This window comes from Methylovorus sp. MM2, assembly GCF_001648895.1.
Classification (GTDB): domain Bacteria; phylum Pseudomonadota; class Gammaproteobacteria; order Burkholderiales; family Methylophilaceae; genus MM1.
Window position 1 is genome coordinate 274689 of record NZ_LXUF01000001.1, and the last position, 23759, is coordinate 298447.

Annotated in this window: 22 protein-coding genes; 10 read left to right on the top strand and 12 right to left on the bottom strand. The window is 46.5% G+C overall.

The annotated features are described in order from the left end of the window. Positions 1-8: 8 nt before the first annotated feature. From gshB to A7981_RS01190, 5 genes are all read right to left on the bottom strand, one after another. Positions 9-956, bottom strand: coding sequence for a glutathione synthase (gshB, locus tag A7981_RS01170; protein WP_067262858.1), 948 nt, complete (start codon positions 954-956; stop codon positions 9-11). Between the two features lie 8 nt (positions 957-964). Beyond that, on the bottom strand, positions 965-2242 hold the full coding sequence (gshA, locus tag A7981_RS01175) for a glutamate--cysteine ligase (RefSeq protein ID WP_067262861.1): 1278 nt from the start codon (positions 2240-2242) through the stop codon (positions 965-967). A gap of 376 nt (positions 2243-2618) precedes the next feature. Next, on the bottom strand, positions 2619-4016 hold the full coding sequence (locus A7981_RS01180) for an ammonium transporter (RefSeq protein WP_067262864.1): 1398 nt from the start codon (positions 4014-4016) through the stop codon (positions 2619-2621). A 12-nt stretch (positions 4017-4028) separates the two neighbouring features. Next, positions 4029-4367: a P-II family nitrogen regulator gene (gene glnK / locus A7981_RS01185; RefSeq protein ID WP_067262867.1), complete on the bottom strand. Its 339-nt coding sequence runs from the start codon at positions 4365-4367 to the stop codon at positions 4029-4031. Between the two features lie 100 nt (positions 4368-4467). Next, positions 4468-5289 (bottom strand): TorF family putative porin, encoded by an 822-nt coding sequence (locus A7981_RS01190; protein WP_067262870.1) that lies wholly within the window; start codon positions 5287-5289, stop codon positions 4468-4470. A gap of 242 nt (positions 5290-5531) precedes the next feature. Here A7981_RS01190 and A7981_RS01195 point away from each other — a divergent pair, with 242 nt between their 5' ends. The 4 genes from A7981_RS01195 (at position 5532) to metH (ending at position 12364) form a co-directional block, all read left to right on the top strand. Then, complete coding sequence (locus A7981_RS01195; protein ID WP_082889176.1) at positions 5532-5798, top strand: accessory factor UbiK family protein; 267 nt, start codon at positions 5532-5534, stop codon at positions 5796-5798. A 7-nt stretch (positions 5799-5805) separates the two neighbouring features. Next, complete coding sequence (locus tag A7981_RS01200) at positions 5806-7317, top strand: YifB family Mg chelatase-like AAA ATPase (RefSeq protein WP_067262873.1); 1512 nt, start codon at positions 5806-5808, stop codon at positions 7315-7317. Then, positions 7259-8362, top strand: coding sequence for a VIT1/CCC1 transporter family protein (locus tag A7981_RS01205; protein WP_254258464.1), 1104 nt, complete (start codon positions 7259-7261; stop codon positions 8360-8362). The genes A7981_RS01200 and A7981_RS01205 overlap by 59 nt, the downstream gene beginning before the upstream one ends. Positions 8363-8491: 129 nt before the next feature. Beyond that, positions 8492-12364 carry a methionine synthase gene (metH, locus tag A7981_RS01210; protein WP_067262878.1) on the top strand — a complete coding sequence of 1291 codons (3873 nt, stop codon included), beginning with the start codon at positions 8492-8494 and terminating at the stop codon, positions 12362-12364. Between the two features lie 30 nt (positions 12365-12394). Here metH and A7981_RS01215 read toward each other — a convergent pair whose 3' ends face one another. Next, on the bottom strand, positions 12395-13648 hold the full coding sequence (locus A7981_RS01215; protein ID WP_067262880.1) for an EAL and HDOD domain-containing protein: 1254 nt from the start codon (positions 13646-13648) through the stop codon (positions 12395-12397). Between the two features lie 305 nt (positions 13649-13953). Here A7981_RS01215 and mpl point away from each other — a divergent pair, with 305 nt between their 5' ends. The 3 genes from mpl to A7981_RS01230 all read left to right on the top strand — a co-directional run bounded on the left by mpl (position 13954) and on the right by A7981_RS01230 (position 16690). After that, on the top strand, positions 13954-15327 hold the full coding sequence (gene mpl, locus A7981_RS01220; protein ID WP_067262882.1) for a UDP-N-acetylmuramate:L-alanyl-gamma-D-glutamyl-meso-diaminopimelate ligase: 1374 nt from the start codon (positions 13954-13956) through the stop codon (positions 15325-15327). After that, positions 15324-16304, top strand: a complete 981-nt coding sequence (locus A7981_RS01225) for an energy transducer TonB (protein ID WP_082889177.1) — start codon at positions 15324-15326, stop codon at positions 16302-16304. The genes mpl and A7981_RS01225 overlap by 4 nt, the downstream gene beginning before the upstream one ends. 74 nt (positions 16305-16378) lie before the next feature. Beyond that, entirely contained in the window at positions 16379-16690 is a 312-nt protein-coding gene (locus tag A7981_RS01230; RefSeq protein WP_067262883.1) for a ferredoxin, read from the top strand. A gap of 18 nt (positions 16691-16708) precedes the next feature. Here A7981_RS01230 and A7981_RS01235 read toward each other — a convergent pair whose 3' ends face one another. Further along, the gene (locus A7981_RS01235) at positions 16709-17125 is read right to left on the bottom strand and encodes an HIT family protein (RefSeq protein ID WP_067262885.1); all 417 of its coding nucleotides are present in this window, start codon (positions 17123-17125) and stop codon (positions 16709-16711) included. A gap of 182 nt (positions 17126-17307) precedes the next feature. On the opposite strand from A7981_RS01235, the gene A7981_RS01240 reads away from it, so the two are divergent. The 3 genes from A7981_RS01240 to A7981_RS01250 are packed head-to-tail and all read left to right on the top strand — an operon-like array spanning position 17308 to position 19805. Further along, complete coding sequence (locus A7981_RS01240; protein WP_082889178.1) at positions 17308-18204, top strand: SdiA-regulated domain-containing protein; 897 nt, start codon at positions 17308-17310, stop codon at positions 18202-18204. A 7-nt stretch (positions 18205-18211) separates the two neighbouring features. After that, the gene (locus tag A7981_RS01245; protein WP_067262887.1) at positions 18212-18664 is read left to right on the top strand and encodes a GNAT family N-acetyltransferase; all 453 of its coding nucleotides are present in this window, start codon (positions 18212-18214) and stop codon (positions 18662-18664) included. A gap of 19 nt (positions 18665-18683) precedes the next feature. Continuing rightward, entirely contained in the window at positions 18684-19805 is a 1122-nt protein-coding gene (locus A7981_RS01250) for a redoxin domain-containing protein (protein ID WP_067262889.1), read from the top strand. Between the two features lie 11 nt (positions 19806-19816). Here A7981_RS01250 and lipA read toward each other — a convergent pair whose 3' ends face one another. Genes lipA through A7981_RS01275 form a run of 5 tightly spaced genes read right to left on the bottom strand, consistent with a single transcriptional unit; the run spans position 19817 to position 23757 of the window. After that, a complete protein-coding gene (lipA, locus tag A7981_RS01255) occupies positions 19817-20815 on the bottom strand; it encodes a lipoyl synthase (protein WP_067262891.1) in 999 nt (332 codons plus the stop codon). Then, positions 20812-21450: a lipoyl(octanoyl) transferase LipB gene (gene lipB, locus A7981_RS01260; protein ID WP_067262892.1), complete on the bottom strand. Its 639-nt coding sequence runs from the start codon at positions 21448-21450 to the stop codon at positions 20812-20814. The genes lipA and lipB overlap by 4 nt, the downstream gene beginning before the upstream one ends. Before the next feature lie 14 nt (positions 21451-21464). Further along, positions 21465-21731: a YbeD family protein gene (locus A7981_RS01265; protein WP_067262894.1), complete on the bottom strand. Its 267-nt coding sequence runs from the start codon at positions 21729-21731 to the stop codon at positions 21465-21467. Positions 21732-21735: 4 nt separating this feature from the next. Beyond that, positions 21736-22599, bottom strand: a complete 864-nt coding sequence (locus A7981_RS01270; protein ID WP_067262895.1) for a D-amino acid aminotransferase — start codon at positions 22597-22599, stop codon at positions 21736-21738. A 15-nt stretch (positions 22600-22614) separates the two neighbouring features. Continuing rightward, positions 22615-23757, bottom strand: a complete 1143-nt coding sequence (locus A7981_RS01275) for a D-alanyl-D-alanine carboxypeptidase family protein (RefSeq protein WP_067262897.1) — start codon at positions 23755-23757, stop codon at positions 22615-22617. Positions 23758-23759 lie beyond the last annotated feature (2 nt).

Consider the following 23759-nt stretch of genomic DNA (forward strand, 5'->3'; position numbering starts at 1 on the left):
AATAAAAGTTATTTATCAGTATTAAGAGCATGTTCTAATTTATCGATAAATTGACTCGCTGGGTCAAATTCAGTTTGTTTAGCGATTTCAACCATGCCGGTGGGGCTTGTAACATTTACCTCTGTGAGATGCTCACCTATGACATCGAGCCCAACTAGAAAAAGTCCATGCGCTTTCATTTCTTTTCCAACAGCGGCTGCGATCTCAACATCCCGTTCTGTTAGTTTTTGCGCTACACCAGTACCTCCAGCAGCAAGATTCCCACGTGTTTCTCCGGCTTTGGGGATGCGCGCAAGTGCATAAGGGATAGGATCACCATTAATCAAGATGATACGTTTATCTCCCTGTTTGATTTCTGGGAGATAGCGTTGTGCCATAATGGTTTGGTGTTCAAAATTGGTGATGGTTTCCAAAATTACACTAATATTGGGATCATCATGCCTTAATCTGAATATGCTACTGCCGCCCATTCCATCTAGTGGTTTGACGACAATATCCCCATATTCTTTTAGAAAGTCTCTGATAAGCTCGTTATTTCGTGTTACCAAAAATTCTGGCGCAAACTTTGGAAAATGCGTGATCCCTAACTTTTCATTCCAGCTACGAATAGAGTCTGGGCTATTAAAGACTTTTGCACCTTGTTTCACGGCCAGTGAAAGTAGATAAGTGCTATAGAGGTATTCGTTATCGAATGGAGGATCTTTGCGCATGATGATGGCATCGAACTCACTAGGGCTACCTTCGCTTTTCTCAGCCAGCTTATACCAAGTATCTCCATCACTGAAAGTAAATGCTTGCGTAATCAAGCACACTTTCTCGTTGCGTAGAATCACATCACCCTGCATGGCGATAAATAATGCATGGCCGCGTTTGCTCGCCTCGCGCATGATGGCAAGGCTCGTATCTTTATAAGTTTTTAGCTTATCTAAAGGGTCGAGGATGAATACGATGCGCATGATATTTTTTAAGCTAGCGGATCAGATTCTTGCAGTTCTATAGCCGCTGCAAGTAAAGCCAAACGGGCAACTACCCCATAAGCATAGAAGCGATTTGGCGGTGCATCGGGGGCACCACCGCAATCGGGTAATGAGCAAGAGTTCTCAAAGGCTAGAGGCTCAAAGTGCATGCCTGGCGCATTGAGGTTCTCGTCAATGCCACGGCTAGTGTGAACGCGATAGAAACCGCCAACGACATAATGATCCATCATATAGATAACTGGTTCTGCAACAGCTTCATGAAGGTACTCAAATGTGTAGACGCCTTCTTGAATGATCACTTCAGAGACTTGCATGCCTTCTTTTACAACTGACATTTTGTTACGTTGTTTGCGGTTTAGGTCTCTCACATCGTCAGGGCTCTTAACCGTCATGATGCCCATGCCGTAGGTGCCTGCGTCCGCTTTAACAATCACGAAGGGCTCTTGATCTACGCCATACTGATCATATTTTAATTTTATTTTGGCTAAAAGAGTTTCAACTTTAGAGGCCAGCTCTTCTTCCCCTATCCGGGCGTGAAAGTCTATCCCGCTAGAATGGTCAAAGTAAGGGTTAATCAGCCACTCATCAATATTAAGCAATTCTGCAAAAGCTTTTGCGACTTTGTTATAGGCTGCGAAATGCTGAGATTTTCGACGTGTTGCCCATCCTGCATGCAGTGGCGGGATGACAGTTTGTTCCAGATTTTTCAATATATCAGGAACACCGCCCGACAAATCATTGTTTAATAAAATGGCACAACTATCAAATCCCTCTAATACCAGCCGATTTCCACGCCGTTGTACTGGTTCTAGCAATAGACTATGTCCATCATGAGTTTCAAGATAAGTAGGCTCAGTAATTTCGGGAGAAATGCTGCCAATCCTAACATCTAACCCGGCCTGCCGAAGTATATTTGCCAGGGCAGCAATATTGCGCAAATAGTAAGTATTGCGCGTATGGTTCTCGGGAATCAGTAGCAGTCGATGTGCCTCTGGGCATACTTTTTCGACTGCAATCATCGTTGCTTGAACGCAAAGCGGTAGAAAGTCAGGATTCAGGTTATTGAACCCGCCCGGAAAAAGATTGGTATCGACTGGGGCTAGTTTGAATCCTGCATTACGTAAGTCTACGGAGGCGTAAAAAGGCGAACTATATTCTAGCCATTGTGAGCGGAACCAATGCTCAATTTTTGGCATGGCGCCTAGAAGACTTTTTTCTAATGAAAGTAATGGGCCAGTTAATGCTGTAGTGAGATGAGGAACCATATTGAGATAGCAAAATTGAATCTCTAGATTCTAGCTTAGTTGCAGGGGCTGTGGCGAAAAAAACGGGCGCATATGCGCCCGAAGAGGAGGAGATAAAGCATGGAAACCGAGCAGTAATGTTCTGATAGTCTTTCGACATGGAGAAGCAATTATGCTTAATCTATAACTAGCAATAGTTATGCCAATCTTATTGGCGTGCTTGGAATGGCTTAGATAGCTGAATTCTGATAATAACTATCATGATGAGATATGTGGATTGCACGATAATGGTGCGAATTGAACTAAGTATTAATTAATGTTTCTGCATAAACAGTAAAAATAAAAACGGGCACATATGTGCCCGTTTTTATTAATAAACTACTTAAGTACGAGTAGATTAATAGTGGTAAGCGCGTTCACCGTGCTCTGTCGTGTCTAAGCCTTCACGCTCAGACTCTTCACTTGCACGCAGGCCGATAACCAAGTCAACAATCTTCAAGATGATATAAGTGATTACACCACCCCAAACAATTGTTACGCCAACAGCAGCAGCTTGTGCATACATCTGGCTACCCATGGTAACGCCTTCAGCATAGCCAACGCCGCCAAAATCAGCCGACATCAGAACGCCTGTGCCCAGTGCGCCGATTAAACCAGCAACGCCGTGGATACCGAATACATCTAGAGAATCATCGTAGCCTAACCAGCTCTTCAGGCTTGTAACAGCCCAGAATGCGATTACGCTTGCAACGAAACCAAGAACGATAGAACCAACAGGGCCAAGGAAACCACATGCTGGAGTAATCGCAACTAGGCCAGCTACAGCACCAGAAACCGCACCTAGAAGTGATGGTTTGCCGCGAACGATCCATTCAGCAAAGATCCAACCCAATACAGCAGCAGCTGTAGCAGCTTGTGTGTTGATCATAGCAAGAGCAGCAGTGCCGTCAGCAGCTAATTCACTACCAACGTTAAAGCCGAACCAACCTACCCACAGTAAAGATGCACCAATCATTGTCATGGTGATGCTGTGTGGAGGCATTGGCTCTTTACCGTAACCGATACGTTTGCCGATCACTAAAGCACCAACTAATGCTGCAATACCAGCGTTCATGTGAACAACAGTACCACCAGCAAAGTCCTTAGCGCCAAGCTCGCTCAAGAAACCACCGCCCCATACCATGTGTGCGATTGGGATATAAACGAATGTTACCCAAAGTGCCAAGAACACGAGTACAGCCGAGAACTTAGTACGCTCAGCAAAACCACCAACAATCAGCGCTGGTGTAATAGCTGCGAAAGTTAACTGGAATGTGATGAATACATACTCTGGGATAGTGCCTTGTAGAGAGTCAGGTGTAACGCCAGCTAGTAGCGCTTTACTTAAGCCACCCACGTATTGATTTAAGCCACCGCCATCAGTGAATGCAAGGCTATAACCATACAGCACCCAGATAATAGACATCAATGCAGTCGTGACAAATACTTGTGTCAATACAGATACCATATTCTTTGTGCGAACAAGGCCACCGTAGAACAATGCCAAGCCGGGAACAATCATCGCTAATACCAATACGGTAGCAACGATCATCCATGCAGTATCACCTGAGTCCAACTTTGCTTCTTCTTCAGCGGCTGGCGCTTCTTCAGTTGCAGCAGGTGCTGCGGCTTCAACTGCTGGTGCAGCTTCAGTCGCCACCGGGGCTTCAGCTGCTGGTACTTCATCTTCGGCAAAGCTAAGGCCGCCAAAGCCTAGTGCACTTACCAAAGCAATCATAGATAGAATTCTTTTCATTTCATACTCCTGTTAAAGCGCGTCAGGACCGGTTTCACCGGTGCGGATACGATAAACTTGTTCTAGATTAAAGACAAAAATCTTGCCATCGCCAATTTTCCCTGTGGTGGCAGACTTTTCGATAACTTCGATTACTTGATCGAGCATATCGTCTTTAATAGCAACTTCGAGTTTAACTTTAGGTAGAAAGTCGACTACATATTCAGCGCCACGGTATAACTCTGTGTGCCCTTTTTGACGACCAAACCCTTTAACTTCGGTCACGGTAATGCCTTGTACGCCAATAGCGGATAAAGCTTCGCGGACTTCGTCAAGCTTGAATGGCTTGATGATAGCGGATACGAATTTCATGCGTGTCTCCTGATTTAGGTGTTATAAAAGTAATGAGGCGGGTTGCTCATCCGCCTCATCCCAGTACTACTTTATGACAAGCTAACCAATGATGTATTGATTAGAATGTTTTTTGAACGTAGAAAGTGACTGCATCACGACCCAAGTTACGGTTGTTGGTGCCTGGGTTTTTCCAGCCATCAGCACCTGCATCTGTACCTGTGTAGTAACCACCAACGTTTACGCCATTATCCCAAGCCTTGTTAACGCCAAACTTCCAGTCAGTGTAGGAATATAGCTTATCGTTATCGGCAGAAGCTCCACCTGATACCGTAGTTTTCCCATCAAAGTATTGATAACCAACGTGCGCCAGCAATGAATAGCCGCTATCACCAATGGCATAAACATAGCTTAGGTCAGCATAGTTAGAACCGCGACCATTTTCAATACCAAAGGCATCTGTAGAAACAACGTAAGAATCTTTGAATGTAAGGCCATTCCAACCCAATGCACCATATACTTCTGTGGTGTTTGGATCAGCAAAACCATTTTGATTCAACCCTTTAGCTGTATCGCCTGGGTAAATGTATTGCAAAGCACCCACATCATAAGTAATGCCAGTGTCGCCGATTTCAGCTTTGTAACCGCCATAGATGTCCCACTCTAGGCTAGAATCTTTCTTGTAGCCGCCATCTTTAACCCAGCTTACATTAGAACCCCAAGAGCCAGCGTAGAAACCACTTTCGTGAGAAAGATCGATACCACCTTGAAGAGCTGGCTCTCTACCTGTTTGTGTAAGGCCACGGAAGATGTATTGGCTATATAGGCCAACGTTGTAAGAAACAGTGTAAGGAGACGCTGGAGCAGCAGCCTCTTCAGCCATTACGGCAGCTGGTACAGAGAATGCACCTAAAACAGCTGCAAGTAGAAGCGATTTACGCATTGAATTTCCTTTCAAGTAAATAAAAACAACAAAATTGAGCAACGAACAACAAGCAACACTTATGCCAAAAAAACAAGGCTATGAAAAACATGCAGTTACAATGCTAAAATAAACTCCAACATGAGGCAATGTGAATATGGCCTTATTTGTAGCATGTGCATGCACTGACGGAGTGCGTGTTTATTATGCAAAATGCACCAAAAGTGATGAGTTATTAGCTGGTTTACGATCGGGAGAATACAGTGGCCGCAAGATTTATTGAAGAATTATCATTAAAAATCATGGATATATATAACTCATCTCCTGCTGAGGATTTGAAAGTTAATTCGCAGGCACTATTGCAGGGCGTTTTTTCCAAACTGGAGCTGGTATCGCGGGAAGAATTTGACGTGCAAGCCCATTTGTTGCGGGATTCAAGGCAAAAACTAGCAGCTTTAGATGTTAGGCTTGAGGTGTTGGAACAAAACATCACAAAGCTTGAATCTTTGTTGTATAAACGCAACAAATAGGCCATCAATGAGTCTTGCTATTGTTAAAAGCCGCGCTTTGGCTGGAATGGATGCACCTGAAGTGATCGTTGAAGTGCATCTCGCAAATGGATTGCCAAGTTTTACTATCGTTGGTTTGCCTGAGACTGAGGTAAAAGAAAGTAAGGATAGAGTGCGTGCTGCCTTGCAGACAAGTCAGTTTGATTTTCCGGCTCGGCGTATTACGGTAAATTTGGCACCTGCTGATTTACCTAAGGAAAGTGGCCGATATGATCTACCCATCGCGTTAGGAATCCTTGCAGCTTCCGGGCAGATACCATCTGAGGGATTAGATAACTACGAAGTGGCTGGCGAATTAGCGTTAACTGGAGAACTTCGCCCTATTCGCGGTGCACTGGCAATGGCTGTGAGCATGAAATATGGTGCGCAAGCAGGACGACGTTCTGCGCGGGCATTTATTTTGCCGACAGACAATGCAGCAGAGGCTGCTTTAGTGAAAGATACAGCAATATTGCCTGCACGCTCTCTGTTAGAAGTCTGTGCGCATTTGGCAGGACATACTTTAATTGCTGAATATTCTGCAGAAGTCGATCCTCATCCTATCGAGTATCCTGACTTTAGTGAGGTGAAGGGGCAATCATTGCCTAAGCGAGCTTTAGAGATCGCTGCTGCTGGTGGACATAGTTTGCTGATGTCTGGCCCTCCTGGGACGGGGAAGTCGATGTTGGCGAGCCGGTTTCCGGGGATATTGCCTGCGATGACTGAACAAGAAGCGCTTGAGTCTGGCGCTATTCAATCTTTAAGTGCGGCATATAAAATTGACCATTGGGGGAGGCGACCATTTAGGGCCCCTCACCATACGGCGTCAGGCGTTGCACTGGTCGGTGGTGGCAGTATCCCACGGCCGGGTGAAATATCACTGGCACATCATGGGGTGTTATTTCTTGATGAACTGCCTGAATTCGATCGAAAAGTGCTTGAAGTATTACGCGAGCCCTTAGAGTCTGGACATATTACGATTTCGCGGGCCGCACGTCAGGCTGATTTCCCCGCTTCATTTCAATTGTTGGCGGCGATGAATCCTTGCCCATGTGGGTATTCTGGGCACCATAATAATAAGTGCCGGTGTACGCCAGACCAAATTGCTCGATATCGTTCAAAAATCTCTGGTCCTTTGCTAGATCGAATCGATTTGCATATTGAAGTGCCTGCGCTAAAAGATAACGAATTAACTGGTGTGGCTACAGGAGAGGCCAGTGCCCTTATCCGTCAACGGGTTGAGCATGCGCGAGGTATCCAGATCAAGCGTCAGGGTAAAGCTAACTTTTTGTTGGGTAGTAAAGAAGTTGACCAACATTGTATCGTCGATGAGGCTGGTTTAACTCTGCTGAAGCAGGCCATTAGTAAACTCAATCTATCGGCAAGGGCATATCATCGAATCTTGAAAGTGGCGCGTACAATCGCGGACTTGGCTAGCGAAGATGTTATTCAGTCTAAGCATATTGCTGAAGCGGTGCAATATCGCCGCCATGGAGCTTAGTTTGACTACGCATGCGCTGGATAGCTGGAAAGAAGAAAAGCGTTCAGCTTATCTGTACCGACAAATATCTATGACTGAATCTGATGCGTCGCGTAAGAAATTGTTTATGCGCTTATCAGAAGAGGCTGAGAATCAAGCTAATTTGTGGATGAGCGTGATTGAAAAATCCGATAGCCATATACCTTATATATATGTACCTGATTCGCGGACTAAATTCGTTGCGTGGTTGGTCCGTAAATTAGGGCCAAAGAGAATCAGGCCAGTATTGGCCGCGATCAAGATTCGCGGACTGTCAGTATATTCAAGTCTATATAATACAGGACATCCTGCGCCGCAAAATTCGGGCGAGATTGAAGATCGTCACCGTGGTGCAAGTAGTGGTGGTGGTTTTCGCGCGGCGGTATTTGGCGTGAATGATGGCTTGGTCTCTATCGCTTGCTTGGTGATGGGCGTTGCTGGCGCTGCGAGCACGAACACAACGATTTTATTGACCGGGGTTGCAGGGTTATTGGCTGGCGCATTTTCAATGGCGGCTGGTGAATATATCTCCATGCGTTCGCAACGTGAGATGTTTGAATACCAGATAGGGTTGGAGCGTGCGGAATTGGCCCAATATCCTGAAGAAGAAGCCGGTGAGTTGGCCTTGATCTATATGGCACGCGGTATGACAGAGGATGAGGCCAAACCTTTGGCCGCCCGTATTGTTGCGAACCCAAAATTAGCTTTGGATACGCTTGCCCGCGAAGAATTGGGGTTGAATCCTGATGAGCTTGGTTCGCCTTGGTTTGCAGCCATCTCCTCTTTCTTCGCATTTTTATGCGGCGGTTTGGTGCCTTTATTGCCTTATTTGTTTGGTAATCAGCAATATATGCTTCAAGTCTCTATTGCATTGACGGCAATGGCTTTATTTTTGATTGGCGCTATTCTTTCTTTGTTTACGGGGCGCAATGCATTTAAGGGCGGGGTGAGAATGCTGTTGATTGGCACTTCTGCCGGATTGTTGACCTATGGGATAGGTCATTTTCTAGGTGCAAGCTTGATATAAGTTGCCTTGCTCTCCATCTAAGTTAATGCATGCCAAGCTAACGTATAAGAGTGCCTCTACTTCGTCTATGCTTGGACTATAATAGCGCCCGATAAATCGTATTAGCTGTTCTGCTTTTGAAAGTTTTTAATGAAACAAGACGTTATTTCTTCTACTGAGACCCTGCTTCGGGACATTCTGTCACGCCGCATCATGATTCTTGATGGTGCGATGGGGACGATGATTCAGCAATATAAGCTGACGGAAGAAGATTATCGTGGCGGCCCCCAAGGACGTTTTATCGATTTTAAAGCCCCTGATGGTGCAGAGAATTTTTGCGCAAAAGGGAATACATGTGGATGTGGCAAATCCCATGAGCCGCCGCAACAGCACCTCATACCATCAACCTCGCGCGAGCTTTTTGTTAAAGGCAATAACGAGCTGTTGACGCTGACGCAGCCTCACATCATTCAAGAGATTCATGAGCAATATCTGGCTGCAGGTGCAGATATCATCGAAACCAATACGTTTGGTGCTACGGGGGTTGCGCAAGATGATTACCATATGGCGCATCTGGCCTATGAGATGAATTTTGAGGCGGCAAAGCTTGCGCGTGCAGCTTGCGATAAATACTCATCACCTGACAAGCCGCGTTTTGTTGCGGGGGCATTGGGGCCTACACCAAAGACTGCCTCTATTTCTCCAGATGTGAATGATCCGGCAGCACGTAACATCACCTTTGACCGTTTGGTCGAATCTTATCTTGAGCAAACGATAGGGCTGGTGGATGGAGGTGCTGATATTTTGATGGTCGAGACCATTTTTGATACGCTCAACTGCAAAGCAGCTTTGTTTGCGATTGATAGCTTCTTTGCACAAAGTGGAAAACGTTTACCTATCATGATCTCCGGTACGGTCACGGATGCCTCGGGACGAATTCTGTCTGGACAGACCGTTCCTGCCTTCTGGAACTCTGTGCATCATGCTAGGCCGCTTACTATCGGGTTGAACTGTGCATTAGGTGCGGCACTGATGCGTCCTTATGCAGAGGAGCTCTCAAAAGTTGCCGATACGTTCGTTTGCATCTATCCGAATGCAGGTTTGCCGAATCCGATGTCAGATACAGGCTTTGATGAAGAGCCTAAAGATACATCTTCGTTGTTAAAAGAGTTTGCTGAAAGCGGTTTTGTGAATATCGCTGGTGGATGTTGCGGTACAACGCCTGCACATATTAAAGCGATTGCAGATGAGTTAAAGATCATCGAACCACGTCGTATACCGGATGTGTCTGCAGCGACAAGGCTTTCAGGTCTTGAGCCTTTTACTATCGATGAGACCTCGTTATTTGTGAATGTGGGTGAGCGTACCAATGTGACAGGCTCTAAAGCCTTTGCGCGCATGATTCTCAATGGGCAATATGAAGAGGCACTGATCGTCGCGCGACAACAGGTTGAGAACGGTGCGCAAGTCATCGATATCAACATGGATGAAGGTATGTTGGATGCGATCGCTGCCATGACGCATTTCTTGAATCTTGTTGCATCAGAGCCAGATATCGCGCGCGTGCCCATCATGATCGATTCATCTAAATGGTCGGTGATCGAGGCAGGTCTTAAATGTGTGCAAGGTAAATCTATCGTCAACTCGATCTCAATGAAAGAGGGCATCGATGAATTCCTGCGGCAGGCCGAGCTTTGCCGTCGTTATGGCGCCGCTGTAATTGTCATGGCCTTTGATGAAAAAGGGCAGGCAGATACCTTTGAACGCAAGATCGAGATATGTAAACGCGCCTATGATTTACTGGTGGATCAAGTTGGATTTCCACCAGAAGATATCATCTTTGACCCGAATATTTTCGCGATAGCCACTGGTATCGAAGAGCATAATAATTATGCCGTGGATTTTATCAACGCCACCCGCTGGATACGTGAAAATCTGCCGCATGCCAAGATATCCGGGGGTGTATCGAATGTGAGTTTCAGTTTCCGTGGTAATGATCCTGCACGAGAGGCCATTCATACCGTATTCCTCTACCACGCGATTAAAGCCGGTATGACAATGGGTATCGTCAATGCGGGCATGGTAGGTGTCTATGATGATCTACCTGCTGAGCTGCGTGAGCGCGTTGAAGATGTGGTGCTTAACCGCCGTGAAGATGCGACTGAACGCATGATCGAGATCGCATCTACACTGACTGCTGGCGGTAAAAAAGAAGCGGCTACCCTAGAGTGGCGAGGTACGCCGGAGAGCCCTGTATCTGTGTCGCAACGTTTATCGCATGCGATGGTACATGGCATTACGGAATATATCGTCGAAGATACGGAGGAAGCGCGCCAAGAGGTTATGGCGAAAGGCGGACGCCCGATCCATGTGATCGAAGGGCCACTCATGGATGGTATGAATGTCGTCGGTGACCTGTTTGGGCAGGGAAAGATGTTTCTCCCGCAAGTCGTAAAATCAGCGCGTGTGATGAAGCAAGCGGTTGCGCATTTGATACCGTTTATTGAAGAAGAGAAACAGCAGGAAGAAAAAAGGACAGGTATCGTCGCCAAGCCCAAAGGCAAAGTTGTCATCGCGACGGTTAAAGGCGATGTGCATGACATCGGCAAGAACATTGTTTCCGTCGTGTTGCAATGTAACAACTTTGAAGTGGTCAATATGGGTGTGATGGTGCCCGCTGCTGAGATTCTTGCGATGGCAAAATCGGAGAACGCTGACATTATTGGCTTGTCAGGCCTGATTACGCCTTCATTGGAAGAAATGGCGTATGTGGCTAGAGAAATGCAGCGCGATCCGCATTTTCATGGTTTGAAGATGCCCTTGCTGATTGGTGGCGCTACTACCTCACGCGCGCATACTGCAGTGAAGATCGCCCCACATTATGATGGCCCAGTCATCTATGTCCCTGATGCTTCACGCTCTGTTGCGGTGATGCAATCGTTGCTGACGCCTGAACATAAAGATACCTACATCGCCGAGATCGCCACCGATTATGAGCGTGTGCGTGTGCAGCATGCCAATAAAAAAGGTACGCCGATGTTGTCTATCGCCGATGCGCGTGCCAATAAAGCAGTGCTGGATTTTACGCAAGCACATGCACCTGTTAAGCCAAAGTTCATTGGTCGTCGCGTTTTCAAGAATATCGATCTTGCGACGATTGCAGAATATATCGACTGGGGCCCATTCTTCCAGACTTGGGATCTTGCTGGTTTTTACCCCGCGATTCTGACTGATGAGGTGGTGGGTGAGGCTGCCACCAAGTTATTTGCTGAAGGTCAGGCGATGCTGAAGAAGATCATCGATGGGCGCTGGTTGACTGCCAATGGTGTGGTTTCGCTATTGCCAGCGAATAGCGTGAATGACGATGATATCGAGATATATACGGATGAAAGCCGTAGCCAAGTGGCGTTCACTTACTATGGATTACGTCAGCAAACTGTCAAACCAGTGATCGATGGTGTGGCGAGACCCAACCAATGTCTTGCAGACTTTATCGCACCTAAATCTTCAGGCATTGCTGATTATATCGGCATGTTTGCAGTCACGGGCGGCTTGGGTATCGAGAAGCATGAGAAGCGTTTTGAAGACCAGCATGACGATTACAGCAGCATTATGTTGAAGTCCTTAGCCGATAGATTGGCGGAAGCATTTGCGGAGTACATGCATGAGCGCGTGCGTAAAGATCTATGGGGCTATGCTACGAATGAAAGCTTAAGCAAAGAAGATTTGATCAAAGAGGATTACCAAGGTATTCGCCCTGCGCCAGGTTATCCGGCTTGCCCAGACCATACGGTTAAACCAGACATGTTCAAATGGATGCAGTGCGAAGAAATCGGCATGATTCTAACTGACTCGCTCGCAATGATGCCTGCATCGGCGGTATCAGGATTCTATTTCGCGCATGCTGAATCCAAGTATTTCAGCGTAGACAAGATAGGCGATGACCAGCTCAACGATATGGCTGCACGACGCGGCTTGCCCAAAGACTATCTCGAACGCTGGCTGGCACCGAACTTAAGCTGAGGAATTGGCAGTTAAGTAATCGGAAGCAGATTAAGCTACTTCCTTATTCAGCTCATTTGCCCATTGGATTGCTTGTAACTGGATAGCCGTAAAATCATGGACGCTCAGGCCAAGCGCATGGATATGCGTGGTTGCGGCTTTAAAATCGTTGAGCTCCATTAATTCAGCTAGCTCAAGTAACTTACCAAGCGTGCCTGACTTGGTTAATATTGCCTGCTCAACAGCTTCTACCAACCCAATCTGTTTCAATATGTCGGCGAGCGGGACTTGAAGCAGTGCCTCAATGAGGGAAAGCATCCCCACCATGAATGCCTGATCGCCAAATGTGCGGTCATTATTCAATTGCAGTGCGATCAATTCCATCAAGCGGGCACGGTTTGCCACTTGTTGCATCAAAGTATTAGCAACATTGCCTTCTGGGGAGACATACAGCAATAGCTGCACCCAGCGTAGAAGCTGTTTTTGCCCTAACACCACAATCGCCTGACGTAATGAGCCGATCTGTTGCCGCCCGCCACTGATGCCCACGGAGTTCACCAGACGCAGCAAACTGACTGTGAGATTGGGGCTTTCCTTGAATGGTTTTTCCAGCTCGTTGACATTGGCGTCGCCGATCAGCATCCCCATGATGCGCATGAGCGTCATTTGGCTAGGCTGAGGTTTTTTACCTTGCAGGATGACCGGATGTGCGAAAAAATAACCTTGGAATAACGAGAAGCCGAGTTCTGCACATCGTTGAAACTCACTTTCAGCCTCTACTTTTTCGGCAAGCAATAAAGCGTTGGTTCGTTGCCTGAGCTGTGCAATCACCTGAGGTAAAGTATCAAGCGGCGTTAACGTAAGGTCGATCTTGACGATATCGATCAATGGCAAGATAGGGTCATACTCAGTGCGATAGATAAAGTCATCCAGAGAGAGCCTGAAACCCATATCTTTCAACTCTTCACATCGTGTAATCAGTTGTGTGCTGATCGGCACATCTTCAAGAATCTCAAGGATCACGCGGTCATGCGGTAGTAACTCAATGGTTTCGCTCATCAACAAACTTGCTGACACATTGATGAACGCATCGTTGTTGCCAAGTACGTGTTCTACGCCAAATTGGCTAAGCATATTCACGATGACGGTCGAGGTCGCATGGATATCATCGACCACATCCACACCTATACTATCTTCTGAGCGGAATAATAGTTCGTACGCGACGATTTTCTTTTCTGGCGATAATATTGGCTGTCTGCCAAGGAAAATTTCTGATGTGAATGATTCAAGAACAGCTTCGCTCATTTACTACGCCTCGTTATTCTAAAAAGTTACCTGACTTTTACTGCAACTATCGCTTATCATTACGCAACTCAGGCCATTTCGTAAAGCGAAATAGTGGGTATGCATGCTTTGAGTGACCAACTTTGAACGATAGTATTAAATTTTACTTAGAAGTACTGAAATTGGCTCAGTTTACATATGTAAATGTTTTCATGAGTCTGCATAAAACGAGACTATCGATTAGCAATGTTCGTGACGATTTTAAAAGCGCATATCTGGATTTACCTAGTCAATATTCAGCTTTCATTTTTTAAGAATAAACATCGATGCATATTCATATTTTAGGTATTTGCGGCACTTTTATGGGCGGGATCGCCGTTCTGGCAAAGGCCGCCGGACACAAAGTCACAGGTAGTGATGTGAATGTCTATCCACCGATGAGCACCCAGCTAGAAGCCCAAGGCATCGAGCTGATCGAAGGGTTTTCTCCCGAACAAACCAATCTTAATCCGGATGTCTATGTAATAGGCAATGTAGTCTCACGTGGTAATCCCCTGATGGAAGAGATACTTAATCGTGGTTTGCCTTATGTTTCCGGCCCACAATGGCTTGCAGAGCATGTGTTGCAGGATAAGTGGGTACTCGCTGTCGCCGGTACCCATGGCAAGACCACCACCAGTTCTATGCTTGCATGGATATTGGAATATGCAGGCTTGGCACCTGGTTTTTTGATTGGCGGCGTACCCCAGAATTTTGGCATATCTGCACGTTTACCGCAGGCACCTAAACAAGAGCCCACAGGAAAATCACCATTCTTTGTGATCGAAGCGGATGAATACGATACGGCTTTTTTCGATAAACGCTCCAAGTTTGTGCATTACCATCCACGCACGGCGGTGCTGAATAACCTTGAATTCGATCATGCGGATATCTTTGCTGATTTGAATGCCATAGAAACGCAATTTCATCATCTGGTACGTACTGTGCCGGGGGAGGGGCTGGTTGTTGTCAATGGCAGAGAGGAGAGCTTGCAACGTGTGTTACAAAAGGGTTGCTGGACACCTGTAGCGCTTTTTGGCAGTGATAGCGGTTGGCAAACAGGTGAGGTGGATGCAAATGGTGGATGTGCGGTGACCTTCGAGGGTAAACATCAAGGTTATCTGGCCTGGGAATTGCTCGGTGAGCATAACCGCATGAATGCGTTAGCTGCCTTGGCTGCAGCTCGTCATGTGGGTGTTACCGTTGAGGTCGGGCTTGCGGCTTTAGCGGAATTCCAGAATGTGAAGCGCCGCATGGAGATACGCGGTGTGGTCAAGGATGTCACGGTTTATGATGATTTTGCGCACCACCCTACGGCAATTGCCACCACGGTCGCTGGTTTGCGAGCAAAAGTTGGCGATGCCCGTATTCTTGCCGTGCTCGAGCCAAGGTCGAATACGATGAAACTAGGCGTGATGAAAGAGGCTTTGCCAGCCAGTTTGACAGAGGCCGACCACGTGTTTTGTTATAGCGCTAATCTAGGTTGGGATGTAACTTCAGTATTAGCTCCTATCAAGAATAAATCCCTGATATTTGATGATATGACCCAATTGGTTACAGCCATCACGTCTGAAGCCAGGCCGGGCGATCATATTCTTGTCATGAGTAATGGCGGTTTCGGCGGCATCCATACCAAGTTATTGGAAAGGCTAGGCGGTTGAGGCTGTCTGACCTGAACAATATAACTGGAAAACAGTGGCTCGCTAACTTGGGGCCTTTAGGCATCACTTTAGTGGTGTCGTTGGTGATCCATGCGGTACTGATTATTGCGATTACCTTTGAACCGCCTGTTTTGAAACTGTTTAAAGATCGCATGCCGCCTTTGGATATTGTGCTGGTCAATTCAAAGACAGAAAGCAAACCTAATAAAGCTGATCTGTTGGCACAGGCGAATCTTAATCGTGGCGGTAATACGGAAGATGACCGCAGAATGAAGTCTGCGTTGCCGCCACCAAAAGAAACCCCGCCCGAACTTACTAAGAAGCCTGAACTTCAGGCGCGCCCATCTGCCAAGATCGTGGCAGATGTAACGACAGAGGCTGAACGCCGGCAGCAACATATCGCTGACCTGGAGCGGCAGGCGCAGGAGCTCATGTCGCAGATCAATTCTACTTATAAGGTTGAGAGCAAACCGACGCAAAAATCTGCTGCACCAGACCCCGCTAAAAGTCTGAAAGACCCGACGGCAAAAGTCAGTGGAGTAGATTTGATGGCAAGTAGTCTTGATATTGCGCGCCTTGAAGCGCAGATCGCAAAGCAACAGGATGATTACCAGAAGCGACCCAAAAGAAAATATATCGGTGCTCGCACGCAAGAGTATCGCTTTGCCGCGTATGTCGAATCATGGCGGCAAAAGGTCGAGAAGATCGGGAACATGAATTATCCGGAGGCTGCAAAAGACCAAAAGCTTTATGGCCAATTACGTATGACGGTATCTATCAGATCGGATGGCTCGATTGAGAGTATCGAGGTCAACCAAAGCTCTGGTTATAAAGTGCTGGACGATGCGGCAAAACGGATTGTGGAAATGGCAGCGCCTTATGCTGTTTTCCCAGAGGATATCAAAAAAGATACAGATATACTGGGCATTACAAGAACATGGACGTTTACTAAAGAAGATAGCTTAAGCAGCGAATAGATTCTGCTGTTTAAAACTTTAGATGGATCTTAAGCTCCAATGTGGGCCTGATTAAACTTTAAAGAAGATTGAGAATGAGCAGCTATTTTCAGCACCATGTATTTTTTTGTCTCAACCAGCGCGCTGCTGGTGAGGAGTGTTGTGCAAATCTCGGTGCAGAAGCTGCATTTAACCATATGAAGTCGCGCGTTAAAGAACTACGCTTACACAAAGACCATCAAGTGCGCATCAACCGTGCCGGATGTCTAGATCGTTGTTCTGAAGGCCCGGTGCTGGTGGTTTATCCTGAAGCAATCTGGTATCAGTTTGTGGATAACGACGATATAGAGGAGATTATTGAATCCCATCTACTCAATGGAAAACCAGTCGAACGTTTGATGATCTGATTGAGGCTAGCTTAACTTTTAGCCCAACCTCTTTTGAATCGCCGTTTTGAGTGTTAATGCAGTTGCTTCATCAATGGGGTGCGGAGGCATTTCGCGTGTGCTGTTTCCCCATATCGGATTCGGAAAATTCCTATCAAGTGTGAAGCGGGGAATGACATGCCAGTGCAGGTGTGGTGTCATATTGCCGAGACTGGCTAGATTGATCTTGTCAGGTTGCATGACATCTCGCACCGCTTGTTCGACAGCAAAAACGACGGTCATCAAATGATCCCGTTCTTTTGGGGTTAAATCAGTCATTTCTTTTACGTGCTGGTTTAATATGACACGACAAAAGCCCGGGTAGTCTTCATCTTTGATCAGGACAACACGGCAAAATGCGTCTTGCCATATCAGGTCGCCTCCCGGGGTATTACAAAGCTCGCAGGATGTTTGCATTGACTCTCGAATCTATTGATGGGTTATTTGATACTAAATTGTGATAGCAACATGAAGTTTTATAGGCATAAACCGTGCTAGTAAAACGCCATGCTACAGTTATTCGCTATTTTGCGTTTTAAGTAGTGCTTTAGTTAAGACATTATAAAAGTAAGGAATTATAAATTAGTACATTAAGATTTTTGCCAAAAGGCAAAGTGATTGTTGGTATTTTCATTGTGGGCACCATCGCTGCTTTTATTTATGGGTTGAGATTAGAGTCGCTCGGGTGGCATATATGGCAATTCGGCTCCAAAGAGCAGGCATCGCAATTTGGTCTGCAAAAATACCGGGTGGAAATAGAAGGCTTAAAGATCGCCAATGTTGGCGATGATCTTTCCGGCCTGACCTATAACGAAGAGCGCAATACTTTATTTACTGTGTCGAATAGGCATCCACAGTTGTTCGAGCTAAGCCTCGATGGCAAAGTGTTACGCAAAGTAGATTTACAGGGGGCGGGTGATATCGAAGGCATTACCCATGTAAAAGGTAATCTGTATATCGTTGTGAACGAGCGCCAGCGAAAACTGATGTTGATCGATTTGCCAGATCATGTTGAAACCATCGATGTAAGTCGTGTGCCACAGATCACCTTAGGCATAGACCCGGTAGGCAATAAAGGATTTGAAGGCGCCTCTTGGGATGGACGTAATAATCGATTATTGATTGTGAATGAGAGAAGTCCAAAGCGAGTGCTTGCAATCAGGGGATTCATTGATGCAACATTGAATCAGGATTTACAGTTGCATGTGGAGGATGTGAAACAGGCGCATGCGGCCTTTAAGAAATTGCGTGATTTTTCGTCTCTTACTTATCATGATGCAACGGGTCATTTATTCTTGCTGAGTGATGAATCGCGGATGATCGTTGAAATAGATACAGAGGGAAAAATCGCTGGAAGCCTGGCCTTGTGGAAAGGGTTTCATGGCTTGAAGCGTAATATTCCTCAAGCTGAAGGTATGACGATTGGGCCAGATAAACGTATTTACGTTGTAAGCGAACCCAACCTTTTCTATGTGTTTAAGCCGAATAATATTTGATTGTTAAATGGAATTTATCGAGATCGTATTTGATTCGCCCATGTATCAGGCAGAGCTTGAGTTAAGGAATAGTATTTTGAGAGCGCCGCTTGGTCTTGCGCTCTCGGTCGAAGACCTGAAGAATGAGGAGCTGCAATTACATTTTGGAATAGTCGAGTCAGATACTTTGTTGGCCTGTCTGGTCATCAAGCCGATTGATCAATCTCAAGTCAGGCTACGCCAAATGGCGGTTGCTAAAACACATCAAGGTAAAGGCCTGGGTAGCTTATTGGTTAGCCAGACTGAAAGCATGTTGAGAGCGCGAGGTTTTAATGAAGTGTTGCTCCACGCAAGACAAACCGCGATTGGGTTTTATCAGCATCTCGGATATTCAATATCCGGCGAGCTATTCACTGAAATCGGTATTCCCCATATCAATATGAATAAAGCTATATTCAGTCCAGCCAGGTTGATAGATTAGATTTTAAGAGCAAACTTACATGTCCCAGACTCGGAAAAATAAACTCTCTCTTGGCGAGCCTGCGCCTTGGTTTAAATGTAGAGGCCAAACTAATAACCAGTTTGGCTTCGATACGATTGCCGGGCGTTATGTGGTGTTGAGTTTTTTTGAAAGTGCGGCAAGTAACTCAGGTATCGAATTCATTAAAAAGCTGAAGACTTTAAATACTTTATTTGATGATACCAATCTCTGTTTTTTTGGCGTGTCGACTAATCCTGATGATGAGAAGCTAAAGCGCGTTCAAGACCGTGTTCCCGGTATTCGCTATTTTTGGGATTTTGATCACGCTGTCAGCAAACTATATGGCGTAATACAGGATGATGCTTCATATCAGCATCTGACTTATGTTTTAGACCCGATGTTGCGTATCGTCGCAATTTTTCCTGATGTTAGTGAGCCAAATAGCTTTCAGCAGTTAAGAGATTTTCTGCATGCACTACCAAAGATTGCGCCCGCTTTTATTTCCCAGCCGCAGGCACCGGTATTAACGATTCCCTATATTTTTGAACCAGAACTCTGCAAAGCGCTGATCGATTATTATGCGCGCCAAGGGGGTGAAGACTCAGGGTTTATGCGAGAGGTGAATGGCCGCACTGTCGGGGTAATCGATTATGCACATAAGCGCCGTTCAGATTGCAGCATAGAGGATGAGCGATTACGTAATGCCTGTATGGTGCGTATACATGATCGACTGGTGCCCGAGATCAAGAAAGCCTTCCAATTCAGTGTCACAAGAATGGAGCGCTATATCATAGCTTGCTATGATGGCTCAGAAGAAGCGCATTTCCGTGCGCATCGAGATAACACCACCAAAGGGACGGCACATCGGCGATTCGCAGTTTCCCTATTTCTTAACTCTGGTGAATATGAAGGCGGCCATCTGCGCTTTCCTGAGTTTGGCTCAGGCTTGTATTCTGCGCCGGTCGGTGGTGCGGTCGTATTCTCATGTTCTTTGCTGCATGAAGCTACGATTGTCACGAAAGGGCAGCGGTATATGTTCCTGCCGTTTTTGTATGATGACGCTGCGAGCAAGATTCGTCAGGAGAATGCCCAATTTCTCGATGCAGGTGCGCCACCCATACGTAACGATGTGGAAGTTTAGCGTTACTAAATTTAAAGCGCAGACATGCCTGCTTGTTGGTCTGCATGGTAACTTGAGCGCACCATCGGGCCGCAGGCTGCATGCGTGAAACCCATTGCTAGGGCTTCCTGCTCGAATTGTTCAAAACGTTGTGGGGTGACGAACCGCATCACAGGTAAATGATGCGGACTTGGTTGCAAGTATTGCCCAAGTGTCAGCATGGTGACATTGTGCGCACGTAAATCGCGCATGACTTCAAGAATCTCTTCATCCGTTTCGCCAAGACCCAGCATCAGACCGGATTTAGTTGGTACATCAGGGTACATCTCACGAAACTGCTTCAGCAAGGTGAGCGAGTCATGGTAATTCGCACCCGGTCTGGCTTGTTTGTATAAACGGGGTACGGTTTCCATATTGTGATTCATCACATCGGGCGGTGCTGATTGCAATGTCTGGATAGCGCGGTCTAGCTTACCGCGAAAATCAGGCACCAAGACTTCTATCTTGATCTCTGGTGAATATGCGCGAACAGTCTTGATGCAATCGACAAAATGCTGTGCGCCACCGTCTTTGAGATCGTCCCGGTCTACACTGGTGATGACGACGTATTTGAGCCGCATCTGGGCGATCGTGCGCCCGAGATTCTCCGGTTCATTCACATCGGGTGGTAGCGGTTTGCCGTGCGCGACATCGCAAAATGGGCAGCGACGTGTGCAGATATCGCCCAGAATCATGAAAGTGGCGGTGCCGCCACTAAAGCATTCGCCGATGTTGGGGCATGAGGCTTCTTCACATACGGTATGCAGATTGTTTTCACGCAAGACCTGTTTGATCTCCTGAAAACGTGCGCTATCCGGTACCTTCATACGTATCCATTCCGGCTTGCGCATTGCGGGCACTGGAATGATCTTGATTGGGATGCGCGCAGTCTTGGCCTGGCCAGTCTCTTTGTGGCCTGGCTCTTTACGCTGCGGGATAGACCGTTCGGACGATGTCAGATCGGCACTTATAGGTTCTGCTATTTCATTCATATCGTATTCTCGGCACAGGCGCTAGTATAACTTAGCTGCTGCATCAATGCTTTAAGTAAGCTATCGGCCGCGCTCTGCATTGTCAGCGATAAGCCGAGATCTTTTGTTTGTGTGACTTGCAAGCCAGCATAGCCGCATGGGTCTATGGCTGTGAAAGGGGATAGATCCATATCAATGTTCAGGCTTAAACCGTGATAGCTGCACTGATTCTTCAGTCGCAGCCCTAATGAGGCGATCTTGCTTTCGTTCACATAAACACCAGGGGCATCAGGTTTTGCTACAGCCTTGATCTTATGTTCTGCTAACAATTCGATGATGGCATTTTCCATCGCGCTGACAAGATGACGAACCGATAGATGTTTACGTTTTAGGTCTATCAATAGATAAATCACGAGCTGCCCCGGGCCGTGATAAGTGATTTTCCCACCCCGATCTGCCAGCACTACAGGAATATCTTTTCTATCAGGATAGCGGACGTTCTTGCGATTAAGCCCCAAGGTGTAGACAGGATCATGTTCGGTGACCCATAACTCATCCGCTGTATCTTCAGTGCGGCGGGCAGTGAAATCCTGCATGGCATGCCATGTGGTTTCGTAGGCAGTCTTGCCGAGTTGACGGACAATGAGGTTCTGCATGAATCAGGTGGTACTTAGAGTACGTATTTGACTAATGGGTGTGACGTGAGCGCGCGGTATATATTATCCAGATGCGGTCTGGATGTCGCATAGACCGTGCAGGTCAGGCTGATATATTTGCCGCCGGAGCTGGCACGCATCTCGATACGGTCTGCACCGAATTCTGGATGGTGCTCACGGATGACTTCAATGATGATGTTGGTGAATTCATCATGTGTTTCGCCCATCACCTTGATAGGGAAATCGAGAGGGAATTCGATAAGCTCTTCTTGATCTGCCATACATTTAATCCGTTCTGTGGCGCATCACCAAGTCTTTGTAGTCTTGGTATAGCTGGTACATTTCTTCGAAAATAGGACCCGGTTTGCCATCGCCTACTGACTTACCATCGAATGTCGTGATGGCGAGTACTTCTTTTGTCGATGAGGTGATCCATAACTCATCTGCGGCGCGTATGCGCGATTCTGCAAACTTGCCGATCTCGATGGGCATATGATTGGCTTCTGCTAGTTCCAGTACTATATCGTATGTGATACCGGGTAGCATATGGTGGTCTTTTGGCGGTGCCAGTATGACGCCATCTTCAACAGCGAAGATGTTGCTCGCTGCACCTTCAGTCAATATACCATCACGAAACAGCACTGTTTCAATAGCATCTTCATCAAGCGCCATCTGGCGTAGCAATATATTCGGCAGGAGTGAGATAGCTTTAATGTCGCAGCTATCCCAGCGAATATCGTTAGCACTGATGGCCATCACGCCTTGTTTCACTTGTAGCGCTGGTGGTGTCAGTAAAGCATTGCTCATCATGAACACCGTAGGCTTTACCCCTTTGGGGAAAGCATGGTCACGTGGCGCCACTCCGCGGGTGATGTGGATATAGAGCGACTGATCTTCCGCTGGGTGTTTCTCGATTAATTCGCGTAAGAGGTTTTCCCATTCGTCATCCGTATAGGGGTTCTCAATACGAATGGCCGCCAGACTATTACCCATGCGTTTCAGGTGTTCACGTAGCCTGAAAGGAAAGCGTGAATATACGGGGATGAGTTCATAAATGCCATCACCAAAAATAAACCCACGATCAAGTACCGGAACATGTGCTTCCTCAATAGGAAGAAACTTGCCATTCAGGTAAACGATCTGGCTCATTTGGAAAATCCGCGATTATTGCAGCATTAACTTGATGCTATCCCATGCACGGCCAAATATGCCGGCGATCTCGATTTTCTTTGCTGCAACCAGTTTGCGTTCATCCACTACTTTGTCATCAATTGTGAACTGAATCGTACCAACTTCTTGTCCTGCACTGATAGGTGCGATTAAAGGTTGTTTGCTGATGACTTTGGCTTTAACTCTAGCGTATTCACCTTTTGGTAATGTGACAAACAGGTCATTGGCTACAGTGGCGACAATGGTGTTCTCTGAGCCTTTCCAAACCTTTAATGTATTGATGGTTTGACCACGTTTATAAACAAGGCGTGATTCAAAGAACTGGAAGCCGTAATTTAATAATTTCTGGCTTTCTGTCGCGCGGGCGCTATCTGATGGCGTGCCAAGCACTACCGAGATCAGGCGCGTATCGCTGCGTTTAGCCGAAGCGATCAGGCAGTATCCCGCTGATTCAGTATGACCTGTCTTCATGCCATCCACAAATGGGTCAAGCCACAACAGGCGATTGCGGTTAGGTTGAGTGATCTTGTTGTAGGTATATTCTTTAGTGGAGTACAAACGTTTGTATTGATCAGGAAAATCCTGAATCAGTGCCGCTGCAAGCAGTGAAAGATCATATGCCGTCGTGTAATGCTGCGCATCCGGCAGGCCAGTGGCATTCATGAAGTGTGTATTCGTCATGCCTAAGCGTGCAGCTTCTTTGTTCATGAGATCGGCAAATGCTTCTTCAGTAACGGCAATTCCTTCTGCCAAGGTAATGGATGCATCGTTGCCCGATTGAATAATCATGCCATGCAGCAGCTCATCCACTGTTACAGGTTTATTCGGCTCAACGAACATTTTGGAGCCTTCAACTTTCCATGCTTTAACACTCACCGGTAATGTTTGCGTTAACTCAAGGTGACCGTTCTTCAATGCTTTGAATGAAAGATAGGCCGTCATTAATTTGGTTAATGATGCAGGTTCCACGCGCGCATTGCCTTGTTGCTGGGCAACGATATTGCCGCTATTAAAGTCACGTAGCACATAGGATTTAGCCGCTAGTGTCGGCGGTGGTGGAATGTCAGCGGCGGCCTGCGCTACGTTTAAAAAAGAGAGGGAGAGAAGTAAGGCTGATAATTTGAATATATAAGACATGG